At 41.2% G+C, this 24121-nt stretch carries 21 protein-coding genes and 7 tRNA genes; 2 read left to right on the top strand and 26 right to left on the bottom strand.

Features of this window, described 5'->3' with window-relative positions:
• Positions 1–233: 233 nt before the first annotated feature.
• The 21 genes from DAHG_RS07010 to DAHG_RS06910 form a co-directional block, all read right to left on the bottom strand.
• Positions 234–309 (bottom strand) — tRNA-Phe (locus DAHG_RS07010).
• Between the two features lie 3 nt (positions 310–312).
• Positions 313–389, bottom strand: a tRNA-Met gene (locus DAHG_RS07005).
• A 43-nt stretch (positions 390–432) separates the two neighbouring features.
• Positions 433–523: transfer RNA gene (locus DAHG_RS07000), tRNA-Ser, on the bottom strand.
• A gap of 20 nt (positions 524–543) precedes the next feature.
• Positions 544–620, bottom strand: a tRNA-Ile gene (locus tag DAHG_RS06995).
• Between the two features lie 24 nt (positions 621–644).
• A tRNA-Met gene (locus DAHG_RS06990) sits at positions 645–721 on the bottom strand.
• Between the two features lie 7 nt (positions 722–728).
• Positions 729–805 (bottom strand) — tRNA-Pro (locus DAHG_RS06985).
• Positions 806–825: 20 nt separating this feature from the next.
• Positions 826–902 (bottom strand) — tRNA-Arg (locus DAHG_RS06980).
• A gap of 279 nt (positions 903–1181) precedes the next feature.
• Positions 1182–1814: a V-type ATP synthase subunit D gene (locus DAHG_RS06975; RefSeq protein ID WP_022937631.1), complete on the bottom strand. Its 633-nt coding sequence runs from the start codon at positions 1812–1814 to the stop codon at positions 1182–1184.
• Between the two features lie 4 nt (positions 1815–1818).
• Positions 1819–3261 carry a V-type ATP synthase subunit B gene (locus DAHG_RS06970; RefSeq protein WP_022937630.1) on the bottom strand — a complete coding sequence of 481 codons (1443 nt, stop codon included), beginning with the start codon at positions 3259–3261 and terminating at the stop codon, positions 1819–1821.
• A 17-nt stretch (positions 3262–3278) separates the two neighbouring features.
• Positions 3279–5030, bottom strand: coding sequence for a V-type ATP synthase subunit A (locus DAHG_RS06965; RefSeq protein WP_022937629.1), 1752 nt, complete (start codon positions 5028–5030; stop codon positions 3279–3281).
• Positions 5031–5061: 31 nt separating this feature from the next.
• Positions 5062–5658 carry a V-type ATP synthase subunit E family protein gene (locus tag DAHG_RS06960; protein WP_022937628.1) on the bottom strand — a complete coding sequence of 199 codons (597 nt, stop codon included), beginning with the start codon at positions 5656–5658 and terminating at the stop codon, positions 5062–5064.
• 10 nt (positions 5659–5668) lie between these two features.
• On the bottom strand, positions 5669–5977 hold the full coding sequence (locus DAHG_RS06955; protein ID WP_022937627.1) for a V-type ATP synthase subunit F: 309 nt from the start codon (positions 5975–5977) through the stop codon (positions 5669–5671).
• A 17-nt stretch (positions 5978–5994) separates the two neighbouring features.
• On the bottom strand, positions 5995–6438 hold the full coding sequence (locus DAHG_RS06950; RefSeq protein WP_022937626.1) for an ATP synthase subunit C: 444 nt from the start codon (positions 6436–6438) through the stop codon (positions 5995–5997).
• A gap of 14 nt (positions 6439–6452) precedes the next feature.
• Complete coding sequence (locus tag DAHG_RS06945; protein ID WP_022937625.1) at positions 6453–8372, bottom strand: V-type ATP synthase subunit I; 1920 nt, start codon at positions 8370–8372, stop codon at positions 6453–6455.
• Positions 8373–8392: 20 nt separating this feature from the next.
• Complete coding sequence (locus tag DAHG_RS06940) at positions 8393–9430, bottom strand: V0D/AC39 family V-type ATPase subunit (RefSeq protein ID WP_022937624.1); 1038 nt, start codon at positions 9428–9430, stop codon at positions 8393–8395.
• 36 nt (positions 9431–9466) lie between these two features.
• The gene (locus DAHG_RS06935) at positions 9467–9778 is read right to left on the bottom strand and encodes a hypothetical protein (RefSeq protein ID WP_022937623.1); all 312 of its coding nucleotides are present in this window, start codon (positions 9776–9778) and stop codon (positions 9467–9469) included.
• Between the two features lie 114 nt (positions 9779–9892).
• Positions 9893–10834 carry an RluA family pseudouridine synthase gene (locus DAHG_RS06930; RefSeq protein WP_022937622.1) on the bottom strand — a complete coding sequence of 314 codons (942 nt, stop codon included), beginning with the start codon at positions 10832–10834 and terminating at the stop codon, positions 9893–9895.
• 130 nt (positions 10835–10964) lie between these two features.
• Positions 10965–11231, bottom strand: coding sequence for a hypothetical protein (locus tag DAHG_RS06925; protein ID WP_022937621.1), 267 nt, complete (start codon positions 11229–11231; stop codon positions 10965–10967).
• A gap of 45 nt (positions 11232–11276) precedes the next feature.
• Entirely contained in the window at positions 11277–12494 is a 1218-nt protein-coding gene (thiI, locus tag DAHG_RS06920) for a tRNA uracil 4-sulfurtransferase ThiI (protein WP_022937620.1), read from the bottom strand.
• Entirely contained in the window at positions 12475–13608 is a 1134-nt protein-coding gene (locus DAHG_RS06915; protein ID WP_022937619.1) for a cysteine desulfurase family protein, read from the bottom strand. The genes thiI and DAHG_RS06915 overlap by 20 nt, the downstream gene beginning before the upstream one ends.
• Before the next feature lie 7 nt (positions 13609–13615).
• Positions 13616–15358, bottom strand: coding sequence for a septation ring formation regulator EzrA (locus DAHG_RS06910; protein ID WP_022937618.1), 1743 nt, complete (start codon positions 15356–15358; stop codon positions 13616–13618).
• Between the two features lie 310 nt (positions 15359–15668).
• On the opposite strand from DAHG_RS06910, the gene rpsD reads away from it, so the two are divergent.
• Complete coding sequence (gene rpsD, locus DAHG_RS06905) at positions 15669–16271, top strand: 30S ribosomal protein S4 (RefSeq protein WP_022937617.1); 603 nt, start codon at positions 15669–15671, stop codon at positions 16269–16271.
• 195 nt (positions 16272–16466) lie between these two features.
• Complete coding sequence (locus DAHG_RS06900; protein ID WP_022937616.1) at positions 16467–16787, top strand: single-stranded DNA-binding protein; 321 nt, start codon at positions 16467–16469, stop codon at positions 16785–16787.
• On the opposite strand, the gene yfmH is transcribed toward DAHG_RS06900, so the two are convergent.
• From yfmH to DAHG_RS06875, 5 genes are all read right to left on the bottom strand, one after another.
• Entirely contained in the window at positions 16788–18065 is a 1278-nt protein-coding gene (gene yfmH, locus DAHG_RS06895; protein WP_022937615.1) for an EF-P 5-aminopentanol modification-associated protein YfmH, read from the bottom strand. It abuts the gene before it with no gap.
• The gene (gene yfmF / locus DAHG_RS06890; RefSeq protein WP_022937614.1) at positions 18058–19326 is read right to left on the bottom strand and encodes an EF-P 5-aminopentanol modification-associated protein YfmF; all 1269 of its coding nucleotides are present in this window, start codon (positions 19324–19326) and stop codon (positions 18058–18060) included. Before yfmF ends, yfmH begins: the two co-directional genes overlap by 8 nt.
• Before the next feature lie 132 nt (positions 19327–19458).
• Positions 19459–20295: a YjjW family glycine radical enzyme activase gene (locus DAHG_RS06885; protein WP_022937613.1), complete on the bottom strand. Its 837-nt coding sequence runs from the start codon at positions 20293–20295 to the stop codon at positions 19459–19461.
• The gene (locus DAHG_RS06880) at positions 20279–21784 is read right to left on the bottom strand and encodes a YjjI family glycine radical enzyme (protein WP_022937612.1); all 1506 of its coding nucleotides are present in this window, start codon (positions 21782–21784) and stop codon (positions 20279–20281) included. Before DAHG_RS06880 ends, DAHG_RS06885 begins: the two co-directional genes overlap by 17 nt.
• Positions 21777–24119: an FtsK/SpoIIIE family DNA translocase gene (locus DAHG_RS06875; RefSeq protein WP_022937611.1), complete on the bottom strand. Its 2343-nt coding sequence runs from the start codon at positions 24117–24119 to the stop codon at positions 21777–21779. The genes DAHG_RS06880 and DAHG_RS06875 overlap by 8 nt, the downstream gene beginning before the upstream one ends.
• Between the last annotated feature and the right edge of the window lie 2 nt (positions 24120–24121).

The raw sequence follows: 24121 nt of genomic DNA, 5'->3' as shown, positions 1-24121 counted from the left end.
TCAGCATTTAGATAATTATACCAAAAATTCATAAAGCAATCAAACTTTTAAGCTTTATGATCATCAGTTTCACCGATTAAACACGCTGAATCAATTTTTAGCACCACTTACTATGGAAAACTCTTGTCGTATTCTTGTTGTTTATCAATTTGAAATATGCTTACAAAAATTGAAGAACATAAAAAAAGCCCTAGAAATAAGGCTTATCCTCACTTCTAGGGATTGTTTTCAAATGGTGGTTCCGGTCGGAATCGAACCAACGACACAAGGATTTTCAGTCCTTTGCTCTACCGACTGAGCTACGGAACCATTTGGTTGCGGGAGAAGGATTTGAACCAACGACCTCCGGGTTATGAGCCCGACGAGCTACCAGACTGCTCTATCCCGCGATATATATTACAATTTTAAGGAAATTGTTAACCTTTTTTTTAATGGCGGAGGAACTGGGATTCGAACCCAGGCGCCGCTCGCACGACCTACCGGTTTTCAAGACCGGACCCTTCAGCCACTTGGGTATTCCTCCATATTCAATTTAAAATAAGCTGGTGGACCCTGTAGGACTCGAACCTACGACCCGCCGGTTATGAGCCGGATGCTCTAACCAACTGAGCTAAGGGTCCGCATCCTTAATTAGATCTATAAGTTGGTGGCTGGGGTGGGACTCGAACCCACGACCTTCCGGGTATGAACCGGATGCTCTAGCCAACTAAGCTACCCAGCCAAATTAATGGTCGGGATGACAGGATTCGAACCTGCGACCCCTTGATCCCAAATCAAGTGCACTACCAAGCTGTGCTACATCCCGTCGACAAACATTAAATTAAATGGCGCGCCATGCAGGAATCGAACCCACAACCTTTTGATCCGTAGTCAAACGCTCTATCCAGTTGAGCTAATGGCGCATCGGTGTTTCGCACTGTCTCATCAGTGCCCATTTATAATACCAAATACCTTTAGATAATGCAAGTATTTTTTTAACTTTTTTTAATTTTTTTAATCAATAATTTCCCGATTGCCGCAGAAGCCTTTAAATAGGCGGATTCTCACACTTGATGCTTAAAAGGCTGAAACCCATATTCACTAAAACAGCTTTTCTGTCTGTAACTTTCCGTATCAAGTATGCCCTGAAGCAAACACTTTTATTCCCAAATCATAAAAAACGCAAAAGAAAACCGCCGATTTTACTCGGCAGCTTCCTCTTTTATTTTATCCTTAGTTGTTTTGATTACCTTCTGACGCGAGAATTCTTCACGCTCTTTTTCTTCAAGCGCGTCACTGATATTCTTTACCGTCAGCTTAAAATCAGGAATCACAATATTCTTCAAAGCGTTAGCCCGCTTTTGCGTCTTGCGTATCGTATTGGCAAGCCGATAAACGCTGTTTTCAACCTCTGCCAGTACAATTGTCATTTCCTTAACCTTTGCAAAGCAGCGGTAGGCATAATCCAGCTTAGAATTTGCTCGCTCCAGTCCATAGGTCAATTCCATCGGCTGCTTTTCATAATGAATCTTCGGCAGTTCCACACCCATAACACTGCGGTAACTGACTTGAAGCCCATTATCTACCGGTATCGCATCGACGATATCAGTAATCAGACCCAATGACATATTGGCCTCCTGCAAAGCATAATAAGCGACAGCATACGTCTTGGTTATTTCATCACGAAGCATTTTCACATTTTCAACCTGCTCCATCATTTCACGAATCAAGATATTACGCTTACGGTCCATCAGATCATAACCTAAAGATGCTAATGACAGTGATTTCTTAGTGGCAATCAAATTACCTTTTGTCGGAGCTACCTGATTAGCCATAGGCTTACGCTCCCTGGTTTGCTAATTCTTTAATGATCGTTTCTTCTTTTAGATCAAACCGTTTAACTGCTGCTTCATGATCATAGAATTGATCAAGGACTGCATCATCTACACGGTCCAGCTCATTTTTAGGCAAGACGGATAGCAGTGACCAGCCAAGATCCAACGTTTCATCGATTGAGCGATTCTCATCAAATCCCTGATTGATAAAATGCTGTTCAAAAAGCTTGCCAAACTGCATATATTGCTTATCCGCATCAGAAAGCTCATCCTCACCGATAACTGAGGCAAGTGAGCGGGCATCCTGTACCTTGGCATAGCAGGCAAAAAGCTGATTGCTTACCGCTGAATGATCGGCTCTTGTATACCCTTCACCGATGCCGTCCTTCATCAGTCGTGATAAAGAAGGCAGTACACCTACCGGCGGATAAATCCCCATCGCTGTTAAATTACGATCCAGCGAAATCTGCCCTTCCGTGATATAGCCGGTTAAATCGGGTACCGGATGCGTAATATCATCATTTGGCATGGTCAGAATTGGAATCTGCGTCACCGATCCTTTAGCGCCCTTAATAATACCTGCTCTTTCATAAAGTGATGCCAGATCTGAGTACAGATAGCCCGGATAGCCTTTACGGCCTGGAATCTCTCCTTTACTGGAAGAGAATTCACGCAATGCTTCACAATAAGATGTGATATCAGTATTGATGACCAAAATATGCATATCATGCTCATAAGCAAGATACTCAGCGGCTGTTAAGGCACAGCGCGGTGTTAAAATACGTTCAATAATCGGGTCATTAGAAAGATTGATAAACATCACAACTCTTTCCATAACTCCTGCTTCTTCAAAAGAACGTTTAAAATAATCAGCGACATCATTGGTAACACCCATAGCTGCAAAGACAACACCAAAGCCTTTTCCTTCATCATCGGCAACCTTGGCCTGCTTGACGATCTGCACTGCCAACTGATTATGCGGCAAACCGCTGCCAGAGAAAATCGGCAGCTTCTGACCGCGGATCAGCGTCATCAGACAATCGATGGATGAGATTCCCGTATTAATATAGTTACGCGGATAAACACGGGATACCGGATTCAGCGGCTGGCCGTTGATATCGGCCCGTTTTTCCGCAAATACACTGCCAAGTCCATCGATAGGTACCCCAGCACCATTAAATGTACGGCCTAAAATTTCCTTAGAAAGCGGCATCTCCATCGGATGACCCAGCAATCTGGTTTTGGTATTTGTTAAAGAAAGTGTATTAGTTCCTTCAAAAACCTGAATCACACATCGCTTTCCTTCAATTTCTACAATTCTGCCCATTCTTGTGCGGCCATCTTTTAATGCGATTTCTACCATCTCATCAAAGCTGGCATTTTCAACATTATCAAGCACGACAAGCGGGCCATTTATTTCACTTAAACCTACATATTGAAGGCTCATTAACGAATTCCTCCCTTCTATTGGATCGTCAGCATCGCTTTATCGATCATATCCTTATAAGTATCAAGAAGTGCAAGATTATTATTAGGCACATCGTATTTCATCTTGACAACCTTATCAAATAACCCCAGCTGCATAATTGTGCTCACCGGTATATTTTTAGCGATAGCTTCTTTGCAGCGGCGATTTAAATGCAGAATAACATCCATCATCTTCAGCTGCTTTTCAAGCGGTACATACGTATCCTCCGGATGGAAAGCATTCTGCTGCAGATAACCTACACGAATCAGTTTAGCAATTTCAATCGTTAATTTCTGATCATCAGGCAATACATCAGAACCAATCAATTTAACAATTTCCATCAATTTAGTTTCTTCCGCAAGAATTGATGCGATTTCCTGACGGTCACGCATAAAACGCGGATCAACGTGTTTGCTGTACCATTTTTCTAAATCCGGAATATATTCACTATAACTCAATGTCCAGTTTACTGCCGCATAATGGCGGGCATAAGCCAACGCCTTATCCAAAGCCCAGAAGCAGCGCACAAAGCGTTTTGTATTCTGTGTTACCGGTTCTGAGAAATCTGAACCTTGCGGCGAAACGGCACCGATAATTGAAACCGAACCTTCCTGTCCGTTTAATGTTTCCATATAGCCGGCACGTTCATAGAATTGAGAAATCCTTGACGGCAGATAAGCTGGGAAGCCTTCTTCAGCCGGCATTTCTTCCAAACGGCCGCTGATTTCACGCAAAGCTTCAGCCCAGCGTGACGTTGAGTCAGCCATGATTGCTACATGATAGCCCATATCACGATAGTATTCAGCCAGCGTAATTCCCGTATAGATACTAGCCTCACGGGCAGCTACCGGCATGTTAGACGTATTCGCAATTAAAACGGTACGGTCAGTCAGCGGGCAGTTGCTCTTCGGGTCGATCAGCTCCTGAAATTCTTCAAGAACCTGAGTCATCTCATTACCGCGCTCACCGCAGCCGACATAAACGATAATATCCGCATCACACCATTTAGCAAGCTGATGCTGCATCATTGTCTTCCCTGTCCCAAAGCCGCCCGGCACAGCTGCCGTACCGCCCTTCGCAATTGGGAACAGTGTATCAACAACCCGCTGGCCGGTAATCAATGGAATCGAAATCGGCAGACGATGCTTAACTGGACGGGCATTTTTAATCGGCCATTTCTGGCAAAGTGTACATTCATGCTCGTTGCCCTCAGCATCCGCAAATTTCATAACCACATCATTAATCTTATATTGACCATTAGGTGCAACCCAAGTTACCTTTCCCTGCTGATAAGGAGGCACCATACATTTGTGCTCAATCAGTTTCGTTTCAGGAACAGTGGCATAAATTGTACCGCCCGCAACTTCTTCATTAGGCTTGACGCATAATGTCACATCCCATAATTGCTCCTCATCAAGCGGTGCCACCGCACTGCCGGTCGCTATAAACGCGCCGGATTCTTTCTCTATTTCTTTTAACGGCCGTTCAATGCCGTCAAAAATATTTCTTAAAATACCAGGTCCAAGTGTTAAACTGATTGGATTTCCTGTGCTGAATACAGGCTCACCCGGCCGCAGACCGGTCGTTGATTCATAAACCTGAATTGTCGTTTTACCCTTATTGATTGAAATAACTTCACCAATTAATCGGGCATTGCCGACATAAACCATTTCCAGCATTGAAAAATCAGTTGCATCCTTAACAGTTATAACAGGCCCGTTGATTGAATAAATTACATTTTCACTCACTTTATCACCTCTTGCAGGTTTGCCTGCTTTCTTATTGGATAATTAGACCTGAATGATTAGCAAACCATTCATGCTGATCCTTAAACGCGGCATCCAGTGTTTCATCATAAACTGCATGACTGAGGACATTCTCAAAAATAAAACCGCCCATCGCAATCGACGCATCAATTTTAACCTCACACTGATGACCATAAGCGCTGCTGATTGCTGCCGCATATTTTTCATCCTGCTTGCGAATCAGGAACGCTGAGCCGTCAAGCGAGCAGACAGCTGCCATCTTCTTAGCTTTTTTAATCAGAAATGCCTCATAATCCTTACTCGCCGTAAATTCATTTAACGTACGGATTACTTCCGCAAACACCATTTCTGTATAAACTTCCCGTTTCGCAATTAATTTCTTTGTAGTCTCACTATTGCTTTTTGATATTTCAATGGCCGCTTCAGCCTCGATTTCCGCCAGCTGACTGGCAAGCTGCAGCTGCGTATCCTTCTTAGCTTCCTTATAAAGCTCTTCTTCCGCCTTTGCCTTAGCTTCATTTACCTCGGCTAAAATACTGCTGCATTCCGCATCGGCAGTCTTTGAAATTTCATCTTCAATGTAGCGAACGACTTCTTCTATATTTTTCATCGCTTCACCTCTATAGTTTTACACCGATTGCTTCACTGACATAGCGGTCAATCTTTTCACCGATTTTGCTGTCGCCATGACGGTCAGGAATTTCAACAATCAGCGGTTTCTTTTGTTTCAATTTGATTTCAGATATTACATCAGGACACAGTTCAATCAGTTTGGTCGTCAGCAACACGATTGCAACCTCATCATCATGCATTACCTTTTCCAAGGTTTCCAGCATTTCATGCCGTTCATGTACTACAACGCCTTCAATTCCTGCCAGCCGCAATCCCATCTGGGTATCAATATTGTCACTGATCAAGAAAAATTTCATCGTCCTCACATCCCATCTTACAGCTTATTGATAATCAGGATTGAAATTAATACACCATAAATCGCAACACCTTCACCAAGGGCTACGAAAATCATTGATTTACCAAAGTTCTTCTCATTTTCAGAGAAAGCACCGATTGCTGCCGGCGCTGCTGCCGCAACAGCCACACCAGCCCCTAAAGCAGACATCCCGGTAGCTAATGCTGCCGCTAAGAAGCCCATGCCCTGAGCCGCTGTGCCAACAATTGAATTCACAGCATTTACATCACCTTCCGCAAATACGTGAAAGCCGTTGATTTCAAATAAAACAAATGCGCATAATACCGCAAAGAACATACTTGTATGAGCAGCCAAACGTGTTCTGGCTTGTTTCAAAGAAGTCTTTCCCTTAAATACATTGACCAAAGGCAGTGAAATTAAAACAATAATTAAAGCTGGTAATAAAAGTTCTAGTAAGTTCATAAGTTCCTCCTAATTTAATTGTTATTCAGCGCTTTAAAAGCGATGCCGTTACCATCAAAGTAACGTGAGAACATTTCATAGAATTCAAGACGCAGTACCTGAATACCTACAATCATACCTTCAAGTACCATTACGAAAATATTTCCTAAGACGAAGACAAGCGGACTGGCATTACCAACCATGCTCATCAAAGTGCTGACAACCAGCATCATACCGGCATGGGATAATACGAAACCGCCGACACGCAAATATGACATTGTATTTGCCAAAAAGGTCAGACAGATTTCAAACATCTCAAAGAAGGCTTCCATAAAGAAACCGCCAAAACCATTCGGGAATAGTTTTTCATGTTCTAACAGCCTTTCCAGCGGCTCCTGCATAAAAATCAAGACAGCTGGAATACCAATCAGTATCAAAATATAAGGCAGCGTCAGCACCTGAATGCCGGCACCCATCTGTAATGCAATCCCCACTAACAATGAGCCATACAATATGAATCCAGCAATGCCGTTTTGTGAAAACAGCGCCTTACCCAACTGCTTGTTTTTTAGACTCTGTGTCACATTGATCAGCATAGATACTAAAATCAAAACCGCGCCAATCGCAATCGCACTGATCAAAAGCGGCATAACAAAGCTAGGTGCCATGACTTCAAACGGTTTTTCCGCAAAGCCCAGCGCATGAAACATCGGATTCAACAGTTCCTCATTGCCAAAGACTGATCCAAAAATCAAACCAAAGAAAGCTGAGAACAATCCGATCCGCATCCCGACCTCACCAAGCCGCATATTCATCTTCTTATAAGCAATATAGCCGACTAATGAAAGCACCAGACCCTGGCCGACATCGGCAAACATAATACCAAACAGCAGACAATAGGTCAGCGCCACAAAAGGAGTTGGATCAAAATCCTCATAGCAAGGCATGCCGTACATTTCTACAAACATTTCAAAAGGACGGACAAACCAATTATTTTTTAATTTAGTCGGCGGCGTTAACCGTGAATCACTATGCGCCGGTCTTACTTCAACCTCAACATTTGCAATATCAGCAAATTGCTGTTTCACCCGCTCTACATCTTCCTCAGGCACAAAGCCGGAAATTGAAGCGCGCTCACCCAGCAGTACCACATATTTCTGTACCTCATAGGTTTGATTCAGACACTGCAGCTTAGTATAAAGCTCAGACAGCCGCTCAGCGCTCTCTTCTACAAATTTCTTCTCAGTTTCAATCACATGATCAAGATGCTCTTGATCCTGCTTCATATCCTCTTCCAATTCTTTTATTGCACCCTCTGGCGTACCATGAACAAAATCAGGAATCCGCACACGTTCAAAGTGCAGACTGGAGAAAATGTTATCGACTTCACCCTCATATCTCATGGTTGTAATATACATACACCAGCAGAAATGCTCATCCTTATTAAATTCCTTAAATATATAAGGGCGGTTATTATAATACTGAAGCTTATCTACACTTTGTTTAGGCATTCTGCCAACTCTGATTTTCAAATAGCGGCAAGAGAACAAATCATCAAAATTAATATTCATCGCTGATACATTCTTTACTTGAATGACCGCCATTTTATTTTCTTCGATTACGGTTTGCAATTCTTTCTTTATTTCATGAATCTGATCAAACTTCGCTTTGATTTCATTAATCATTTTATTTGTTTCATCAAGATTGATGAAATAAGAATCGATTGGCTTTTTAACTAAAGTCAAATCCATTTCAGCGCATAGCTCTGAAACCTTTGACAATAGATCGGCATACGGATTGGCATCATTCAAGACCGCTAATCCACTGACCCGATCAACTATTTTATTGGCAAGCTCAGGATGAAAATTATCCAGCGTACTGAAACGCAGCAGCATTTCTTCAAGATGCTGTTTATCCGTTATAATATTCATCAGCCTCATTTTAGTTATTGCCACATTATTCCTCCTTTCAATTTCTAATAAATACAAGTCTTTTCAATATGATCGGCAGAGACACCGTAACGCACCCCTTCAATAATATTAACAAGATTACTCATTTCAATTTCATGCAGGATCGTATAAGTCAGAAATACAATCGCCGGACTTGTAGAAAAACGCATATGCCGTTCAGCCAAATGATATTTAATCCGATCTGCATAGTATTCAATAAATACATAATCATGATTATCAGCAAATACACGATAAGGTGAATCAGCCAATATTCTTAAAAAACTTTCCGCATCCGCTGCCTCAATCAATTCCTCCATTTTGCTTTTAGAAATTCTGAGATAATCAAGCATCAAAGTCGGCCGAATCGTTTCAGCATCTGCATGATAATACTTTTTCAGACGATAAATCTTGGAAATATTCTGCAGCTCAATGCCGGTCAGAAAGATTGTCAGACAATCACTCTGTGTTTTTCCCCTTAAATGTCGTTTAATCGTCAGCAGTACACGGTCATAATAATACTTCGTCAGCGCGGTTTCAACTTGAGGATAATCAATTAATTCATTGCCCTTGGGCTGATACTTCAATAAAATCTTAGCATAATCGGTACGTGCCAGTATTTCACACAGAGCTGAATACGTCTGTGCCTCCTTAAGCTTATGCAAATCAAAGGAAGTATAGCGATTCAGATAGAATGGAATCTGTGATTCAAACTCGGAATACAGCGATGAATTGAAGAGCCGCAGTTTTCCTAAAATCAAATCAATTTCACTCTTAAAGATACCGATTTCATAAAGCTCTTTATCTTTGCCGTCAGCATAATGAGCTAACTTGCAGCCGCGCTCAAACATATCCTTTTTAAGCAGCGCTTCCAGATCACCTCGATGAATCTCACTTTCCTTCACATTGGCAAAGGTGCTGGCATAATCTGTTTCATTCTTTAAATAAGCAGCGATTTCAGCCACACTTTTCTTATGCACAAGCGCGTGATAATCCTCGCTTCTAAGCCGCCGGCCATACATTGCCTTAGCTTTGGTAGTAATGGCATTGGCGGATAATGATGTCATAATTTCACCTCGATTCTGTTTATAATAAGCAGATTTTTACACATGAAGACAGGCTTCAACAATTGATTTTACCCATTGTTCCCGGTTTTCATCGTAAATTTTCTGAAGTGAAATTAAGGATGCTTCATAGCGTTTCTGATTCTCTTCCTGCTGATCCTGAAGCCTTTTCGCAACCAATTGCTGATGCTTTGCAATGGCTTGCTTTTCTTCATCCATCAGCTGCTTATATACCTCATCACGATTGGCTTCCGTTTGGCTTCTAAGCTGCAGCCGCTGTTTTCTGGCAGCATCAACACGCTCACTTGCGGCATGATCTGCTTTTACGATAGCTTCTATAAATTTATCCAAATAATTCCCTCCTTACTGGTCTTAAAATTCAGGCCAAATGTAGTATAAACCTTTTTATTCGCTAAAACAATCAACAATCTTGCTCAATTATAAATCACTCTAAAATGAAGCCGTTTACAATTGTTCAAACAACTTTAACAGCGCTGGTTCTACAATTTGTATTTCCTTATTTTTCAAATAACTCAAACAGCCGGCATCGCTTTTAAAGGCAAAACAAAGCTTATAAGCACACAGCGCCTGTCCTTCAAGCTTTTTCATCGCTTTACCATGATATTTCACATCATTGACCAAGGGATGACCAATAAAAGAAAGCTGAGCTCGGATCTGATGACTCTTACCGGTCAGCAAATCAATATCTAACAAAGAATAGCCATGCTTTACCGCTAATGAGCGATAGCTCAGTCTGACCTCACTCATTCCAGCCGATGGTTTTTGCGCGAGATATGCCTTATTTTGCTGCTCATCCTTACGATAATAATGAACTAACGTACCACTGCCGTAAAGTTCACCTTCGACAATACATAAATAATGCTTTTCAATTTCACGTTCTCTGATTTTTTCATTCATCATCCGCAATGCCTCAGCACTTTTCGCCGCAATCACAAGACCTTCTGTATTACGGTCAATGCGATGGCATAGAGCCGGCATGAAGCTTTTTTCAGAAACCGGATCATAAGCCTTATGCTCAACTAAATATTTCAGGATGCGGTTGATTAAAGTATCCGTCTGATCCGCCTCATCACTGTGCACAAGCAAGTTGGCAGGCTTATTGACAATTAATAAATGATCATCTTCATAAACCACATTCTGCAGCTTTGATGCCTGCATAAATGAAGTATCCAGCTGTTCATCAAAAAACTCTTCACTGATATACATCTGAATAGTATCCCCGACATTTAACCGCTGAGATATTTCACAGCGCTGACGATTCACTTTTATCTTTTTATTGCGAATATATTTATACATCAAACTCTTAGGCAAACGCTTGAGACTCTTACTCAGATATTTATCTACACGCTGATCAGCATCATTCTTATTAACTACAAATTCTCTCATGCTTCACCTCTTTCCTATCTTTTAATTATAACCATTCTATTCCTAAAATGAAAGCGGGATTACCAATGACTTACAAGCAAATAAAAATACCGCTGACTGTATTGCCGGCGGTATTTTTCTTCAAAATAAACTATCGATTGTTATTTTGGTTGTTTTGTTGTTTTTCATTAAGCTTTCTCATATTGTTTTGAAGCTCATCCTTGCAGTATTCCTGTTTGTGCATGTTTTTAGCTTCTTCAATATCAGCGCCTAATTCATAACCCATTTCAAACTGATACAAGTTGTTTTGAACTGAGTTATTTTGTCTTTGATTCTGATTCTGATTTTGTCTCTGGTTTTGATTTTGATTCAAATTCTGATTCAGATTTTGGTTTTGATATTCTCTCTTGTGGTCCATTTTTATCACCTCAAGAATAGTTTATCTCCACCCTAAAACTTTATACTAAAATAAATCTTCTTCTGTGTTATTTTTTTGATTTGGATAAACATCAATGATTTCAATCTTATTCAGGCAATCCTCAATCAATGCATCATAATCAAATTTTTGTTCAAAAGCAGCCGCTTTACGGCTTACTGGATGCGTTACCGGATTTTTTGGCGTAAAGATCGTACAGCAGTCTTCAAACGGCTGAATTGATGTTTCATAAGTGCCGATTTTTTCTGATAAAGCAATAATTTCAAGTTTATCCATCGTCACAACCGGTCTGATTACCGGCATGGTCACTGTTTCATTGATTACATTCATACTCTCTAATGTCTGTGAAGCCACCTGACCGATGCTCTCGCCATTAACAATCGCCAAACAGTTCTGACGCTGAGCGAGACGCTCTGCGATGCGATACATCATACGGCGCATTAAGGTAATGCAATAGCTTTCATCCGCATGCTTATAAATAGCCAGCTGTAATTCAGTAAAGGGAATCACATGAATTCGGATATGGCCTTGATAAGCGGCTAAGATTTTAGCTAAATCCACGACCTTCTGCTGAGCACGCGGTGATGTATACGGCGGTGATGCGTAATGGATGCATTCTACTGTGATACCGCGTTTCATCATCAAATAAGCAGCCACAGGTGAATCGATACCGCCGGACAGCATAACCATCGATTTGCCGCCGACACCTACCGGATAACCCCCGGCTCCCAATAATTTATTGGTCATGATATAAGTTTCAAACTGACGCACTTCAATCATAATTCTCAGCTCAGGATGATGAACATCAACTTTCATTTCCGTATTCTTTAAAATCTCAGTAGCAACCGCCCGATTAATTTCATCAGAAATCATGCCAAACAGCTTGTAATGACGGCGGGCTTCCACCTTAAAAGTCTTAGCGCCGCTTTGGCTTGCGGAATGATAAGCCGCTGCGATAATATCTTCAATCTCACTGTTCACCTTGAGCGCATAAGAAAATGAACTGATTCCGAAAATACGGCTGATAATCGGCGCTATTTCATCAGGATCAACACCATTCAGCAGGATATACATCCGATCATGTGTACGTTCAAATTCCAAAGCCGGATAATTACGCAGGGCATTTTTCATATTCTGATGCAAACGGCGGATAAAATCCTTTTTATTTTTACCTTTTGTTGATAATTCGCCATAGCGAACTAAAATGTGGTCATAAACCATTTTATTATTTGATTCGATAGTCATTAAATATCTCCTTTAATACGTTCAGCAATTCATCAACCTCTGATTTCTTACTCAAATGAGAAAGCGAAATCCGCAGTGAATGAGTTGCTCTTTCCTCACTGATTCCCATAGCCATCAGCACCCTGGAAGGCGCCTTGGTTTTTGAGGAGCAGGTACTTCTTGATGAGACACAGATACCATAATGATTCAATGCGTTCAGCATGACCTCGCTGGTCATACCTTTGACTGAAAAATTTAAGATGTAGGGTGTCGCATCCTGCGGTGAATTAATTTCAACACCGTCAATTTCGGCCAATCCCAGACGCAGGCGCTGATTCAGTTCTGACACGTGCCGGCTGTGTTCATCCATTTTCTCAAACGCGATCCGCATCGTTTTAGCCCATGCAATATTGCAGGGCGCATTGCTTGTCCCGCCGCGCAGGCCGGCTTCCTGCTGACCGCCGCAGATCAATGGCACTAAACGCACATTCTGCTTGTGATAAAGCAGGCCGCTGCCCTTTAAGCCATAGATTTTATGAGCCGAAAATGAGGCTAACTCAATATCCGGCAAAAAAGTTAACGGCTGCTTGCCTAATATTTGTGTGCAGTCACTATGAAATACTGCCCGTGAAGATTCATGGGTCACTTTTGCCAGCTCAGCAATATCATTGATTGATCCCACTTCATTATTTAAAGCCATGATTGATACGAGAATCGTATCCTTTCGAAGGGCTTGACGCAATGTCTCTGCTTCTACAACACCGCTGCTGTTCACCGGCAGATAAGTCACTTCAAAGCCAAACAATTCCTGAAGCTGTTTCATTGTCTGATCGACACTTGAATGTTCCACACAGCTGGTAATCAAATGCTTGCCGCGGTGCTGCAGCGCAAACGCACTGCCTTTGATTGCCGTGTTGTTCGCTTCACTGGCGCCCGAGGTAAACATCAGTTCATTCGCTTTCACTTTTAAGCAGGAAGCTGTCTGCTCCCTGCTCTGTTCCATTAATTCCGCAACTTTTAAGCCTGCGTCATGCAGTGAATCTGTATTGGCGTAGTATTTCTCTAAAACATAGGTATAGGCTTTTAATACTTCCTGATTAACAGGCGTTGTTGATGCGTAGTCTAAATAAATCATAGCACACCTACGCAGCCGTTCCCTGCGTCTTGCGAATCAGCTTTTCGTAAGAACCAGGATGCAGTTTTTCAATCGTTTGGATAGCTATTTTTAATGCTTTCGTATATTGTCCGTTTCTGAAACACAATTCCGCCCTTGTCAGTTCAGAATCAATTTCCGGATAAGTGGAACGATAACGGTTGCCGAAGACAATGGTATTTTCAACCATGATTGCCATACCGACAAGGTTATTGACACTGTTAAATAAGGTATAGACAAAGTCAATCGCTTCTTTTAATTTTTCATTAAGACGAGCCACATCCAGCGGTGTTGCCTCAAGCAGACAGTTAATTTCATTAATAATCAGATTTGCTTTACGAAGATCTTCTTCATATTTTAAAGAGATCGACGGCAGGCGGTTCTTATTGATTTTCACCGTAATTTCATTCACGATCAGCTGAAGCTTAAGCAGCTGCTTTTTAGCCCGCTCTTCATCAGCGCATGCCGTATCAAGCTTTTTCTTCACCTTGCCAAGCTCATCCAGCAATTCCTTGCAGTGCTGCTTCAATTCATTCATCGAAAGCATCAGCGTAGTCGCTGGGATTGCCTGATTAGCGGTCGATTCCTTCAGCTTGTCCCGAGCTATCAGCACTTCACTCATCATGCGGTCAATCGCATCTAATGAATCATTCAGATTTTCAAAACCAAAACGGATCTTTACCTTTTCATATAAATCACGCAGCTTAATAATATTCTCATTCATTGTTTGAATGTCATTCAGCAATGGCTCATAGGATGCTGTAAAGTCCTCGGAAGCCTTCACTTCACGGTCAATTTGTTCCTTCAGCTGCTGGAGACGTTTTTCACATTCAAGCAAGGAATACATGACACCCTCGATCTGACCTTCTGCCAACCGGCCAAGATCGTCCTTAAGCATCGCGGTTACCGTCTCAAGATTGCGTTTTGCTTCAAGATGTTCCAGATAGACACCCTGATTACGTGCCTGAGCATAGACATATCCCGTTTCATCAATCGCCTTAGGCAATGACAGCTTCGCTTCCTCATACAAGGCAGGAAATTCGTCCATCAGCTGTTCAAGCTCCTTCATTGCCTCGCTGATTTCTACCTGCTGAGTGCCTGCCTTGGCAAATTCACTGGCGAACATCCATTCTTCAAAGGTAGAAAACATCTTTTCAATCGATGTTACCCGCGCTTCCAAAACTTCGATGCCGCTATTATAATTTTCTCGATTATCACGAATGATTTCTTTATCGATACGGAATTGGTTTTTCAGCTTATTGATTTGTTCACGCTGAGCGCTTTCCTGTTCCAGAATATTATCCAAAGAGGTTGATAATTTATGCACGCCCACCGAACAGTTCTCAAGCAGTTCCTGCAATTCCTTCAGCTGACGCTTTGCCTGCTTAACCTTATGTACGTAAATCAGATCATCAATTTCACCGAGATAGACGCTGGCTTCTTTCAGCTGTTCCTGAACGATATCAAATTCATTGCGGGAACGTTCCACACTTTCCGCAACGGCGGAATTGACTCTTGACAAAGCTACTGCCTTGTTCAGTTTAAAGGGTAAAGGAATACTCTTTAATGAATTATAATTCATCTCTGCTTCATTCAGCTGCTTTTTTACCTTTTTAGTGTTCAGAACCGTAAAAATAATCAGCAGGATCAAAATCACGCCGACCACGATTACACCTATCAAAAAGTTATTGTTTTCCCCAAGTCCTTTGAGCGTTTCCATAATCTTATCCATAAACACACCTCACTGTATTTATTGTATCATAAATCAACCCGTTATTAGCGTATAAATTAACGAAATTTTCAGCATTTCCACTTTTTTCATTGACTGGACATTCAATCAATGATATAGTAATATAGCGTCAAAATGATGGCAGCTCGTAAAGTCTTGTCTAAGGCGTCAATAACGCAGTTTCTGCGGGGTATCGGGTAGCATGCTGCAATATGTGAGGATACCGAAAGTATTGACACCCGTCAATGATGATTTACGCCCTGTTATTGTTTTATAGCCAAAAACCATAAAACAATTAAAGGAGGATTTTTAAATGGCACGTATTAATGGACCTGTTTGGAAGGTTTCCCGCCGCTTAGGTTTCTCAGTTCTTGAAACTGGCGAAGAATTACAAAAAAGAACTTATGCTCCTGGTCAGCATGGACCAACGAAGAGAGTAAAACTGACTAACTACGGTTTACAGTTAAGAGAAAAACAAAGAATTCGTTATATGTATGGAATCAATGAACGTCAATTCTACAACACTTTCAAAAAAGCATCTGCTATGAAGGGTGTTAAGGGTGACAACTTCATGTTCCTGCTTGAATCAAGACTGGATAACCTTGTATACCGCATGGGCTTTGCAAGAACTCGCCGCGCAGCACGTCAGCTTGTAAACCACGGTCACATCACTGTTGATGGAAAGAAAGTGGACATCCCTTCTTACATCGTTAAGCCTGGTATGACAATTGCAGTAAAAGAAACTTCAAAAGATATGAAAGCAATTGCTGAAGCTTTAGAAGCTACAATCAACACTAAAGCATTTGTTACTGTTGATAAAGAAGCTAAAAAAGGTGTTTATGTTCGTCTTCCTGAAAGAAGCGAATTAAACCAAGAAGTAAACGAACTGCTGGTTGTCGAATTCTACAACAGATAGTCACTTACGGACACGCACAAGCGTGTCTTTTTTTATATAAAATTAAAAAAAGTCCGATTTTGCATAAATCGGGCTTTTTTTGGGAATCCACTGTGATGAAATCAGGCTTTTTTGCTTGTCAAGTGCAAATTCGGACTTTTGCCAACTTTTTGTTTTTAAGGCATAATACAGCTACACATAAAAGGAGAACAAATTATGATCAATGTATTTGTAGTTATCGGCAAAGTTCTGGAAAAGCCGGAAATGAAAGAAACCCCTAATGGAACAAAGCATACTACCCTGCTCTTAAATGTAGAGCGCGGTTTCCGCAATTCCGAAGGGGTTTATGAATATGACCAAATTGCTGTCGAAGTCTGGCGTGCCAGTGCAGAAACGGTCGTAGATTATTGTAAAGTCGGTGACATGATGGGTATCAAGGGCCGCATTCAATCAAGAACCTACCAGTCGCAGGAAGGCAATGCGTTTATTAATTACGATATGATTGCCGAGAAAGTAGATTTTCTGAGCTATAAGTAATTACTCAATTGGCATCAGATGGAGAATAGCCTGATGTTCAAGATCCATCAATTCAGCAGCCGCCTGAATATCAGCCATTGTAATCGTATTGATTACGTCTAAAGCTTCAAAGAAGTCGATTTTATTGAAATAATCTCTCATAAAAGTAAAGGCTATATCATCAAAACTGTTTAAATCACGGATTGACTGCCCATAATAGCGGCGCTTCAGCTGATTAAGCGTTGTTTCACTGATACCATTAGCTTTTGCTTTTTCTAATGTCAGCTCAACAATTCGTTTGAATTCATCCAGCTTCTCAGTTTCCGTATAAAACATCATATAACCAAAATCTTCGCCAAATTCAAGTTCAAAGCCATAGAAATCATTGATTGTTCCATCAATCAGCCATTGCTGATAATCCTCGCTTAAGGAAGTGAAGGAAGCATCTAAAATAAATTTTAAGCACCATTCCATCTTAAGCCGCTGCATACCATCTTTAATTCCCTGAAGTTTATAGGCAATATTTACCTTGGGTGTTGTCACATCCATATTAAATTGGTAGTATGGACGCTTTACGGTCTGCGGTTCACTGAATTGTTTGCGGGTTACGTTTTTGATTGGCTTAAATTGCTTCTTCATTTGATTGTTTTTAATGATTTCCAGCAAGGGCTCAAGCTCGCGGCCGGTAACCCCGACTAAAATCATCGTAGAAGGATGATAATTTAAAGCATAGCATTCTTCCAGACTTGATTTAGTTATCCGATTCACTGATTCCGGTGAGCCGCCGACATCAAAACGCAGCGGATGCTCATGAAAAAGTGATGAGAAAGTTTCATTAATCAGCCGTGAATCAGACATCTGCTGATACATCTGCAGCTCCTGAATGATAATTCCCTTTTCCTTTTCTACCGATTCCTCACTGATCGTTAATCGCTGTACAAAATCAAGTAAGAGATTCAATGGCGCTTCAGGATCTTCTGAAGTTGTGAAATGATAGGCGGTTTCTGTATAGGAAGTAAAGGCGTTGACATTGGCTCCCATTTCCGAAAACAGATTCATTACATCTTTATCTTCATCTTCAAACATTTTATGTTCGAGAAAATGCGCAGTACCCGGTTCAAACTGAAAAGCCTTGCCGTCAGCATCCACCTGTTCAATATCTAAGGCACCCAAAGGAGTAGTCATCATGAAATAGCTTTTTTCATAGCCTTTTTTCTGCCACAGTACAACCTTTAATCCATTAGGCAGCGTCTCTTCGATATAAGACTCTTGATATTTATTGCTGATTACCTTATTCATGCGCCTTCTCCTTCCCTGTCAGCACGACTGTTGCCAGCAGCTCACAGGCATTAAATGCCTTAAGAATTGCCTCTTTACTGACATTGCTGATTCTTTCAATATTTTCTTCAATGGTTAATTCACGATTAAGCAGTGAATTGTTGTATGCATAAGACATCATTGAATTCATATCATCACGGCTCGCTTTCAGTGAATTGATAATCATTTTCTTGGTAACTGAAATTAATTCATCACTGAATTCACCCTTTTTGCAGCGTTCAAACTGCTCTTTAATCAGCTGTATTGTCTGATCGATATTTTGATGTTCAATACCGGTGCTTACCACTAAGGCCCCGTCAAAAGAAATCAAATTAGAAAAAATGGAGTAACAAAGGCTGTGTTTCTCACGAACTTCCTGAAACAGATAGCTCGTTGAGTATTGACCAAAAATACCATTAGCTACCCGCAATGCTGCATATTGTTCATCTACGACATCGATACCGTTTTTCCAGATCATAGCGATATTGGTCTGCGGGATATCCTTTTCAACCTTGGTAATTTCATCACTGGCAGCCGTATTAAGACAGTAGTGTGTATTTACCTTCGATGAGCGCTGTGTAAAGTCAAAAATAGATTCAATCATGCGTCCCATCTGCAATTCATCAAACTGGCCGCAAACCATGATTTCAACAGGATCATTAGTCAGCATGCTTTGATATTGCTTTTCAACATCTTCAATCGTCAGTTTTGACAATATATCAAGACTGCCCAGTGCCGATATACTTAACGGCTGCTGCTCACCAGCCTTTTGAAAAGCCAGCAGCAGTGAGTATGTCTGAGCATCATCAAGACGGCGCATGATTTTTGATTTAAGCAGCCGCACAGCCTCATCAAAAATCTCCTTACTGAAGTGTCCCTGCTCATAATAAGGATTAAATAGAATCTCTTTAATCAGACATAGCTGATCACGAAGCAAATTCGCACTCCCCTCAACATACATTGGATTAATGATTTTACTGCGAAATTCTACCACATGGCCGCCGCCGCAGCCAATGGTCCGGCATGACAAGGTAGCACCATATAGTTCATCACATACATTTGACATTTTCTGTTTCGTATCATATTTTTCACAGCGGTCAGTCATCATCATTGACAGCACCGAACGCTCGGTGGCATCTTTTTCATTTAACTCATGCAGAAAGTCAATATAAACAGCGATATCTTTAAATTTATCACTTTGGATAAAATTTAAAGTTACCCCCTCTCTGATTTTTATTTTCATCGAAAATCCTCCTTGTTTCTTAGTATAAACAATATTCTTATTTTAACGCATGACACAGTAAAAATAAAGGTAAATTAACAAAAAAGAGGCTCAATGAGCCTCTCAAGAGAGAAACAAATCAGTCTTTAATTTTTATATAATAACGCTTGTTGAACAGCCATGCTCTTCACAGATTTTCTGACAGCGCACAAGCTCATCATGGCTTACGATACTCTCGCCAAAAATCTTCACGCCGGCATCCCGTACACCAAAATAACGATACTTCAGTAATTTATAACGGCATTCACTCTTGATGATTTCAGAAACACCAGTTACAGTTTTTGTATTTTCATCTTCGTAACCCGGCAGAACAACGGTTCTGACCTCTTCAAGCTTATGCATTGCCAATAAGGTACGCAGATTTTTCAGAACCATCGCATTATGCTGTTCCGTGACAAAATAATGAAAATCATCAGAAATCGCTTTAACATCAAGCATGACGCCATCACAAACAGCCATCAATTCAGGATAATCTTCAAAATCATAGTAGCCATTGCTGTCAATCAGACAAGTTAAGCCAAGTTTTTTCGTTTCCTTGAATAATTCCAGAAGAAAATCAGCATGGTTCATACATTCACCGCCGCTTACTGTAATACCGCGGATAAACGGCTTAATTGATTTGATATGCTCAACCACATCCTCAACGCTCATCCAGCTGATTCTAGGCGATGCCAAATGCTTGCATGTTTTAATGCATGTATCACATTCAACGCATAGCTTCTTATCCCAAACCACTTTGCCGTCTACCATTTGAAGCGCCTGCACCGGACATGTTTTTACACACTCGCCGCAGTTGACGCACATATTAATCGTTTCAGGATTATGACAATATAAACAGCGAAACGGGCAGCTCTGAAAAAAGATTGAGCAGCGGTTGCCGGGACCGTCTACATTAGAAAACGAAATAATCTTATTAACTGCCGCTTTCATTATAAACACGGCGGTCTAAAGCATGTGAATCTCTGGCAGCTCCCTGACCGAAGGCACTGCAGTTATTAAGACTGGTCTTGTTATTGTTCAGCTTTTCAATTTCACTCTTCTTTACCAGATAACCGGTGACGCGCACAACATCATTATCCGCATTATAAGCTGTGAAATAACGCATTCCTGAATTAAAGGCTCCCTTGATAATATCAAGCACCGCACCCTTTGAATTATTCCATGTATCATCAAATTTGAAAATATCACCGATACCGGATACAAAATGCTTATGCATCTTTGTTTCAACCTGAATGTGCTTATAGAGCTCTGGTTCAAAGCCTACTGGAATTCTGGCGCCTGGTGAATCCTCCATGCCGTCAGTATCGATACCTACCTGTGCATGCATCACATACATGTTGTTGCAGCCTTCACAATAAACGCCGTGATGTGCATGTACCAATTCATTGATTTTATCTAAGATACGCTCACCTAAAGCATTTGCTTCTTCATTATTGCCGAAGCCCTTAGCCTTATCATCAATGCCAAGCAAATGATTGCAGCACTCTGCAAGACCTACGACACCCACCATACCCGTAAAGTTTTCACGCTTTACAAAGCCTTCAGTAGCTAAGAAGTTTGATTTGAAGAAGGAGCTTTCCTCAACAATATAACGGATACGCGCATCAATATTGCGGAAAATCAATTCACAATAATGCGGCAGTACCTCATTCATAAATTGATCAACATTAGCAGCCTTTAATGAGATTTCATAGAGACGCAGACGCGGTAATGTATATCCGCCGCCGCCAACCTTTAACGCATTATAGCAGCTGACAATCGCATAGGGTCCTTCATGCTCTTTTTTATACATCGCATGATTTGCAAAGCTTGGCTTTGAAGTAGCAAGCATACATTTAATGCAGGCTAAAGCTAATTCATCGCTAGTCTCGTTTTCATCATATAATAAAGAAATATTTGGAATTGCAAGCTGCATTTCCTCTGTCAAATCAAGAATAATACGTGTTACACGATTATCCTTAGGACCGATATTCGCATGTACGAAAGAGTCAGTCAGCGTTTTATCGATATGCTTTAAAAACAAACGCATTACTTTTCTTGTTTCTGCTTCATCCACATCAAATTTTTCAAACATTGTAGTAAAGTTTCCCAAATAGACAGGGAATGAAGTAATAGAAGGTACATGCTTATAAAAAATCAACAGATTATTTACAGCTTCTAACAGATCTTTAGGCGGATCCAGCTCTAAAAATTTACAGCCCTTCTCCATGAACAAATCATAATCAGGAACAATATAACGCGGCCGATACGGCGCATTTCCCTCACCCAAGTCACAAATCGTATGTTCTTTTAATGCTAATTTGAATTCATCATCGAGTTTTAATGTGTCATCTTCACTTTCCGCAAGTCTGGCTAACGCCAAAACCTGCTGAGCATAAGTTAAAGTTGGATTAGAAATAATTTCTGAAACTTTACTCATCGCTATCCGTCCTCTCTTTCTTTATGTAAACTTCACGAGGCTTGCTTCCTCTTGCAGGCCCAACTACGCCATTCTCCTCCAGCACATCCACCAGCCGGGCAGCCCGGGAATATCCAATGCTGAATTTACGCTGGATAAACGAGGTACTGGCCTTTTGTGACTGAATGACAAAGTTCCTAACTTCATCATACAACGGATCATCAGAAGAATCAATTAAACCGCTTCCACTATCGATCAGCTGCAGTCGAATAAACGCATCATCAAACTTCGGCCGTGCCTGAGCGCTGACAAAATCACAGACCTTACGCACTTCCTCATCTGAAACAAACACACCCTGAACACGGGTCACAACCTGCTCACCGACAGGAATATATAACATATCTCCCATACCAAGCAGCTTTTCAGCTCCCTGCTGATCCAATATCGTTCTTGAATCGATCGCACTGGATACCGCAAAGGCAATACGGCTTGGAATATTGGCTTTGATGATACCGGTAATAACATCCACACTAGGCCGCTGAGTAGCGACAATCAAATGAATACCGGCAGCCCGAGCCAGCTGAGTGATACGCTGAATACTTGCTTCAACATCTTTAGCGGCAACCAGCATCAGGTCAGCAAGCTCATCGATCACAACAACGATCCATGGCATTTTCTTCAAACCTTCTTCTGGATGCTCTTCAATATATTTGTTATAACCGCTGATATTGCGGACACCCGCCTGAGAGAACAATTCATAGCGGTTATCCATCGTATTAACAACAACTTTTAACGCGGTAGACGCCTCTGTACCATCAGTGATCACCGGCCCCAGCAAATGCGGAACCTGTGCGTACATCGTAAACTCAACCTTCTTCGGATCAATCAGCAGCAGCTTAACCTCATCCGGCTTAGCCCGCATTAAGATAGAAACGATGATTGAATTCACACATACCGACTTCCCTGAACCGGTAGCCCCGGCAATCAGCAAATGCGGCATCTTATTTAATTCGCCGTAAACACAATTGCCTAATAAATCCTTCCCTAAACCAAACAGCAATTTACTGTCCGCATATTTTTCAGGGACATTTTTCATCAATTCCTTCATGCCAACCGTCGTCTTCTCAATATTAGGAATTTCTATACCAACGGCAGACTTGCTTGGAATCGGAGCTTCGATACGAATATCCTTGGCCGCCAATCCCATTTTTATATCATGCTGAAGATTGCTGATTTTACTGACACGAACACCTAAATCAGGTTTTACCTCAAACTTAGTAACGCTTGGCCCAATATGTGTTTCCATCAATGTAGCTTTTACGCCAAATTCATCAAGAATCCGCATCAGCTTATCACCGCTCTCTTTAGCGGCCTTTATGTTCACGGATGATCTTGTATTCTTTGCATTCTCATTCAGCAAGGTAATTCTTGGTAATTTATAATTTGTGTAATCCTCTTCAAATACTGAAACAAAAGCCTCTTCCTGCTTTTCCTCTTTAACCTGCGGGATTTCCACACTTTTTAAAATATCCTGTTCAACTGGTTCTGCATGCTTAAGCGGCTCTGCAGATAATGTTTCATAATGAGCTGCTGGTTCTTCATGAACTGCCGGCTCCTCAAGATCATTAAATTCATCTGCCTCAAGATCAAGAAAATCAAATTTACTCTGATTTTGATTTGCGTTTAAGACATCCATATCAAATTCTTCCTGATCTTCCATGACTTTAACCGTCTTTGTCTTCTTTGGCTTCGCTTCACGCTTTTGTTTTTGACGCTTATTCATCAAAGAATTAAATAATAACGTACAGCGTTTGAAAAAGCCCTGAACATATTTGTTATTGGCAAACATTAACACACCCAGCAGCAATAATGCCACACTGAAGATTAAAGTACCAATCTTATCAAACAGCAGGGTTGACAATGAATAAAGAAAAGCCCCAATCAAACCGCCGTTGCCAACCGTTGTAGGCAGCTGGCCGCGAAATATCATAAACGAGTTCTTCACATATTCACTAAATATTGTCATGCCAGTGATTGAAGTGTCCTGGGGAGCTGATGTCTGCAGCAGCCATGCGCAAAACAGACAGAAGGCGCCAAATGCAGGCCTCAGCTTTAACTTTTTGATGTCATGGCGAAGCATCATCATCACCGCAGCAAAAATAATACCGGCATAAACTACACCATACAGACTGCCGAAGAAATAACGGACAACCTGATTCAAAAATTCACCGACAATCCCTATATTCAAAAGACCAATGATCGATAATGTGATAATCAGCAGCGCATAAATATAAATCAAAACCTCTTTATCTTCTTTAGTTGCTGCCGGACGTGTCTTCCTCTTCGTTTTGGCCATGG

The organism is Dielma fastidiosa (assembly GCF_000313565.1).
In the GTDB taxonomy this organism is placed as follows: Bacteria; Bacillota_I; Bacilli_A; order Erysipelotrichales; family Erysipelotrichaceae; genus Dielma; species Dielma fastidiosa.
Note: the sequence above shows the minus strand (reverse complement) of the source record. Positions and strands in the feature narration are given on the sequence as shown.

What these genes read in the sequence shown, in the direction of transcription:
- DAHG_RS06975 (WP_022937631.1), bottom strand. Translation starts at nt 1,814, where the DNA reads ATGGCTAATCAGGTAGCTCCGACAAAAGGTAATTTGATTGCCACTAAG.
- DAHG_RS06970 (WP_022937630.1), bottom strand. Translation starts at nt 3,261, where the DNA reads ATGAGCCTTCAATATGTAGGTTTAAGTGAAATAAATGGCCCGCTTGTC.
- DAHG_RS06960 (WP_022937628.1), bottom strand. Translation starts at nt 5,658, where the DNA reads ATGAAAAATATAGAAGAAGTCGTTCGCTACATTGAAGATGAAATTTCA.
- DAHG_RS06955 (WP_022937627.1), bottom strand. Translation starts at nt 5,977, where the DNA reads ATGAAATTTTTCTTGATCAGTGACAATATTGATACCCAGATGGGATTG.
- DAHG_RS06950 (WP_022937626.1), bottom strand. Translation starts at nt 6,438, where the DNA reads ATGAACTTACTAGAACTTTTATTACCAGCTTTAATTATTGTTTTAATT.
- DAHG_RS06940 (WP_022937624.1), bottom strand. Translation starts at nt 9,430, where the DNA reads ATGACATCATTATCCGCCAATGCCATTACTACCAAAGCTAAGGCAATG.
- DAHG_RS06930 (WP_022937622.1), bottom strand. Translation starts at nt 10,834, where the DNA reads ATGAGAGAATTTGTAGTTAATAAGAATGATGCTGATCAGCGTGTAGAT.
- DAHG_RS06925 (WP_022937621.1), bottom strand. Translation starts at nt 11,231, where the DNA reads ATGGACCACAAGAGAGAATATCAAAACCAAAATCTGAATCAGAATTTG.
- thiI (WP_022937620.1), bottom strand. Translation starts at nt 12,494, where the DNA reads ATGACTATCGAATCAAATAATAAAATGGTTTATGACCACATTTTAGTT.
- DAHG_RS06915 (WP_022937619.1), bottom strand. Translation starts at nt 13,608, where the DNA reads ATGATTTATTTAGACTACGCATCAACAACGCCTGTTAATCAGGAAGTA.
- DAHG_RS06910 (WP_022937618.1), bottom strand. Translation starts at nt 15,358, where the DNA reads ATGGATAAGATTATGGAAACGCTCAAAGGACTTGGGGAAAACAATAAC.
- rpsD (WP_022937617.1), top strand. Translation starts at nt 15,669, where the DNA reads ATGGCACGTATTAATGGACCTGTTTGGAAGGTTTCCCGCCGCTTAGGT.
- DAHG_RS06900 (WP_022937616.1), top strand. Translation starts at nt 16,467, where the DNA reads ATGATCAATGTATTTGTAGTTATCGGCAAAGTTCTGGAAAAGCCGGAA.
- yfmH (WP_022937615.1), bottom strand. Translation starts at nt 18,065, where the DNA reads ATGAATAAGGTAATCAGCAATAAATATCAAGAGTCTTATATCGAAGAG.
- yfmF (WP_022937614.1), bottom strand. Translation starts at nt 19,326, where the DNA reads ATGAAAATAAAAATCAGAGAGGGGGTAACTTTAAATTTTATCCAAAGT.
- DAHG_RS06885 (WP_022937613.1), bottom strand. Translation starts at nt 20,295, where the DNA reads ATGAAAGCGGCAGTTAATAAGATTATTTCGTTTTCTAATGTAGACGGT.
- DAHG_RS06880 (WP_022937612.1), bottom strand. Translation starts at nt 21,784, where the DNA reads ATGAGTAAAGTTTCAGAAATTATTTCTAATCCAACTTTAACTTATGCT.
- DAHG_RS06875 (WP_022937611.1), bottom strand. Translation starts at nt 24,119, where the DNA reads ATGGCCAAAACGAAGAGGAAGACACGTCCGGCAGCAACTAAAGAAGAT.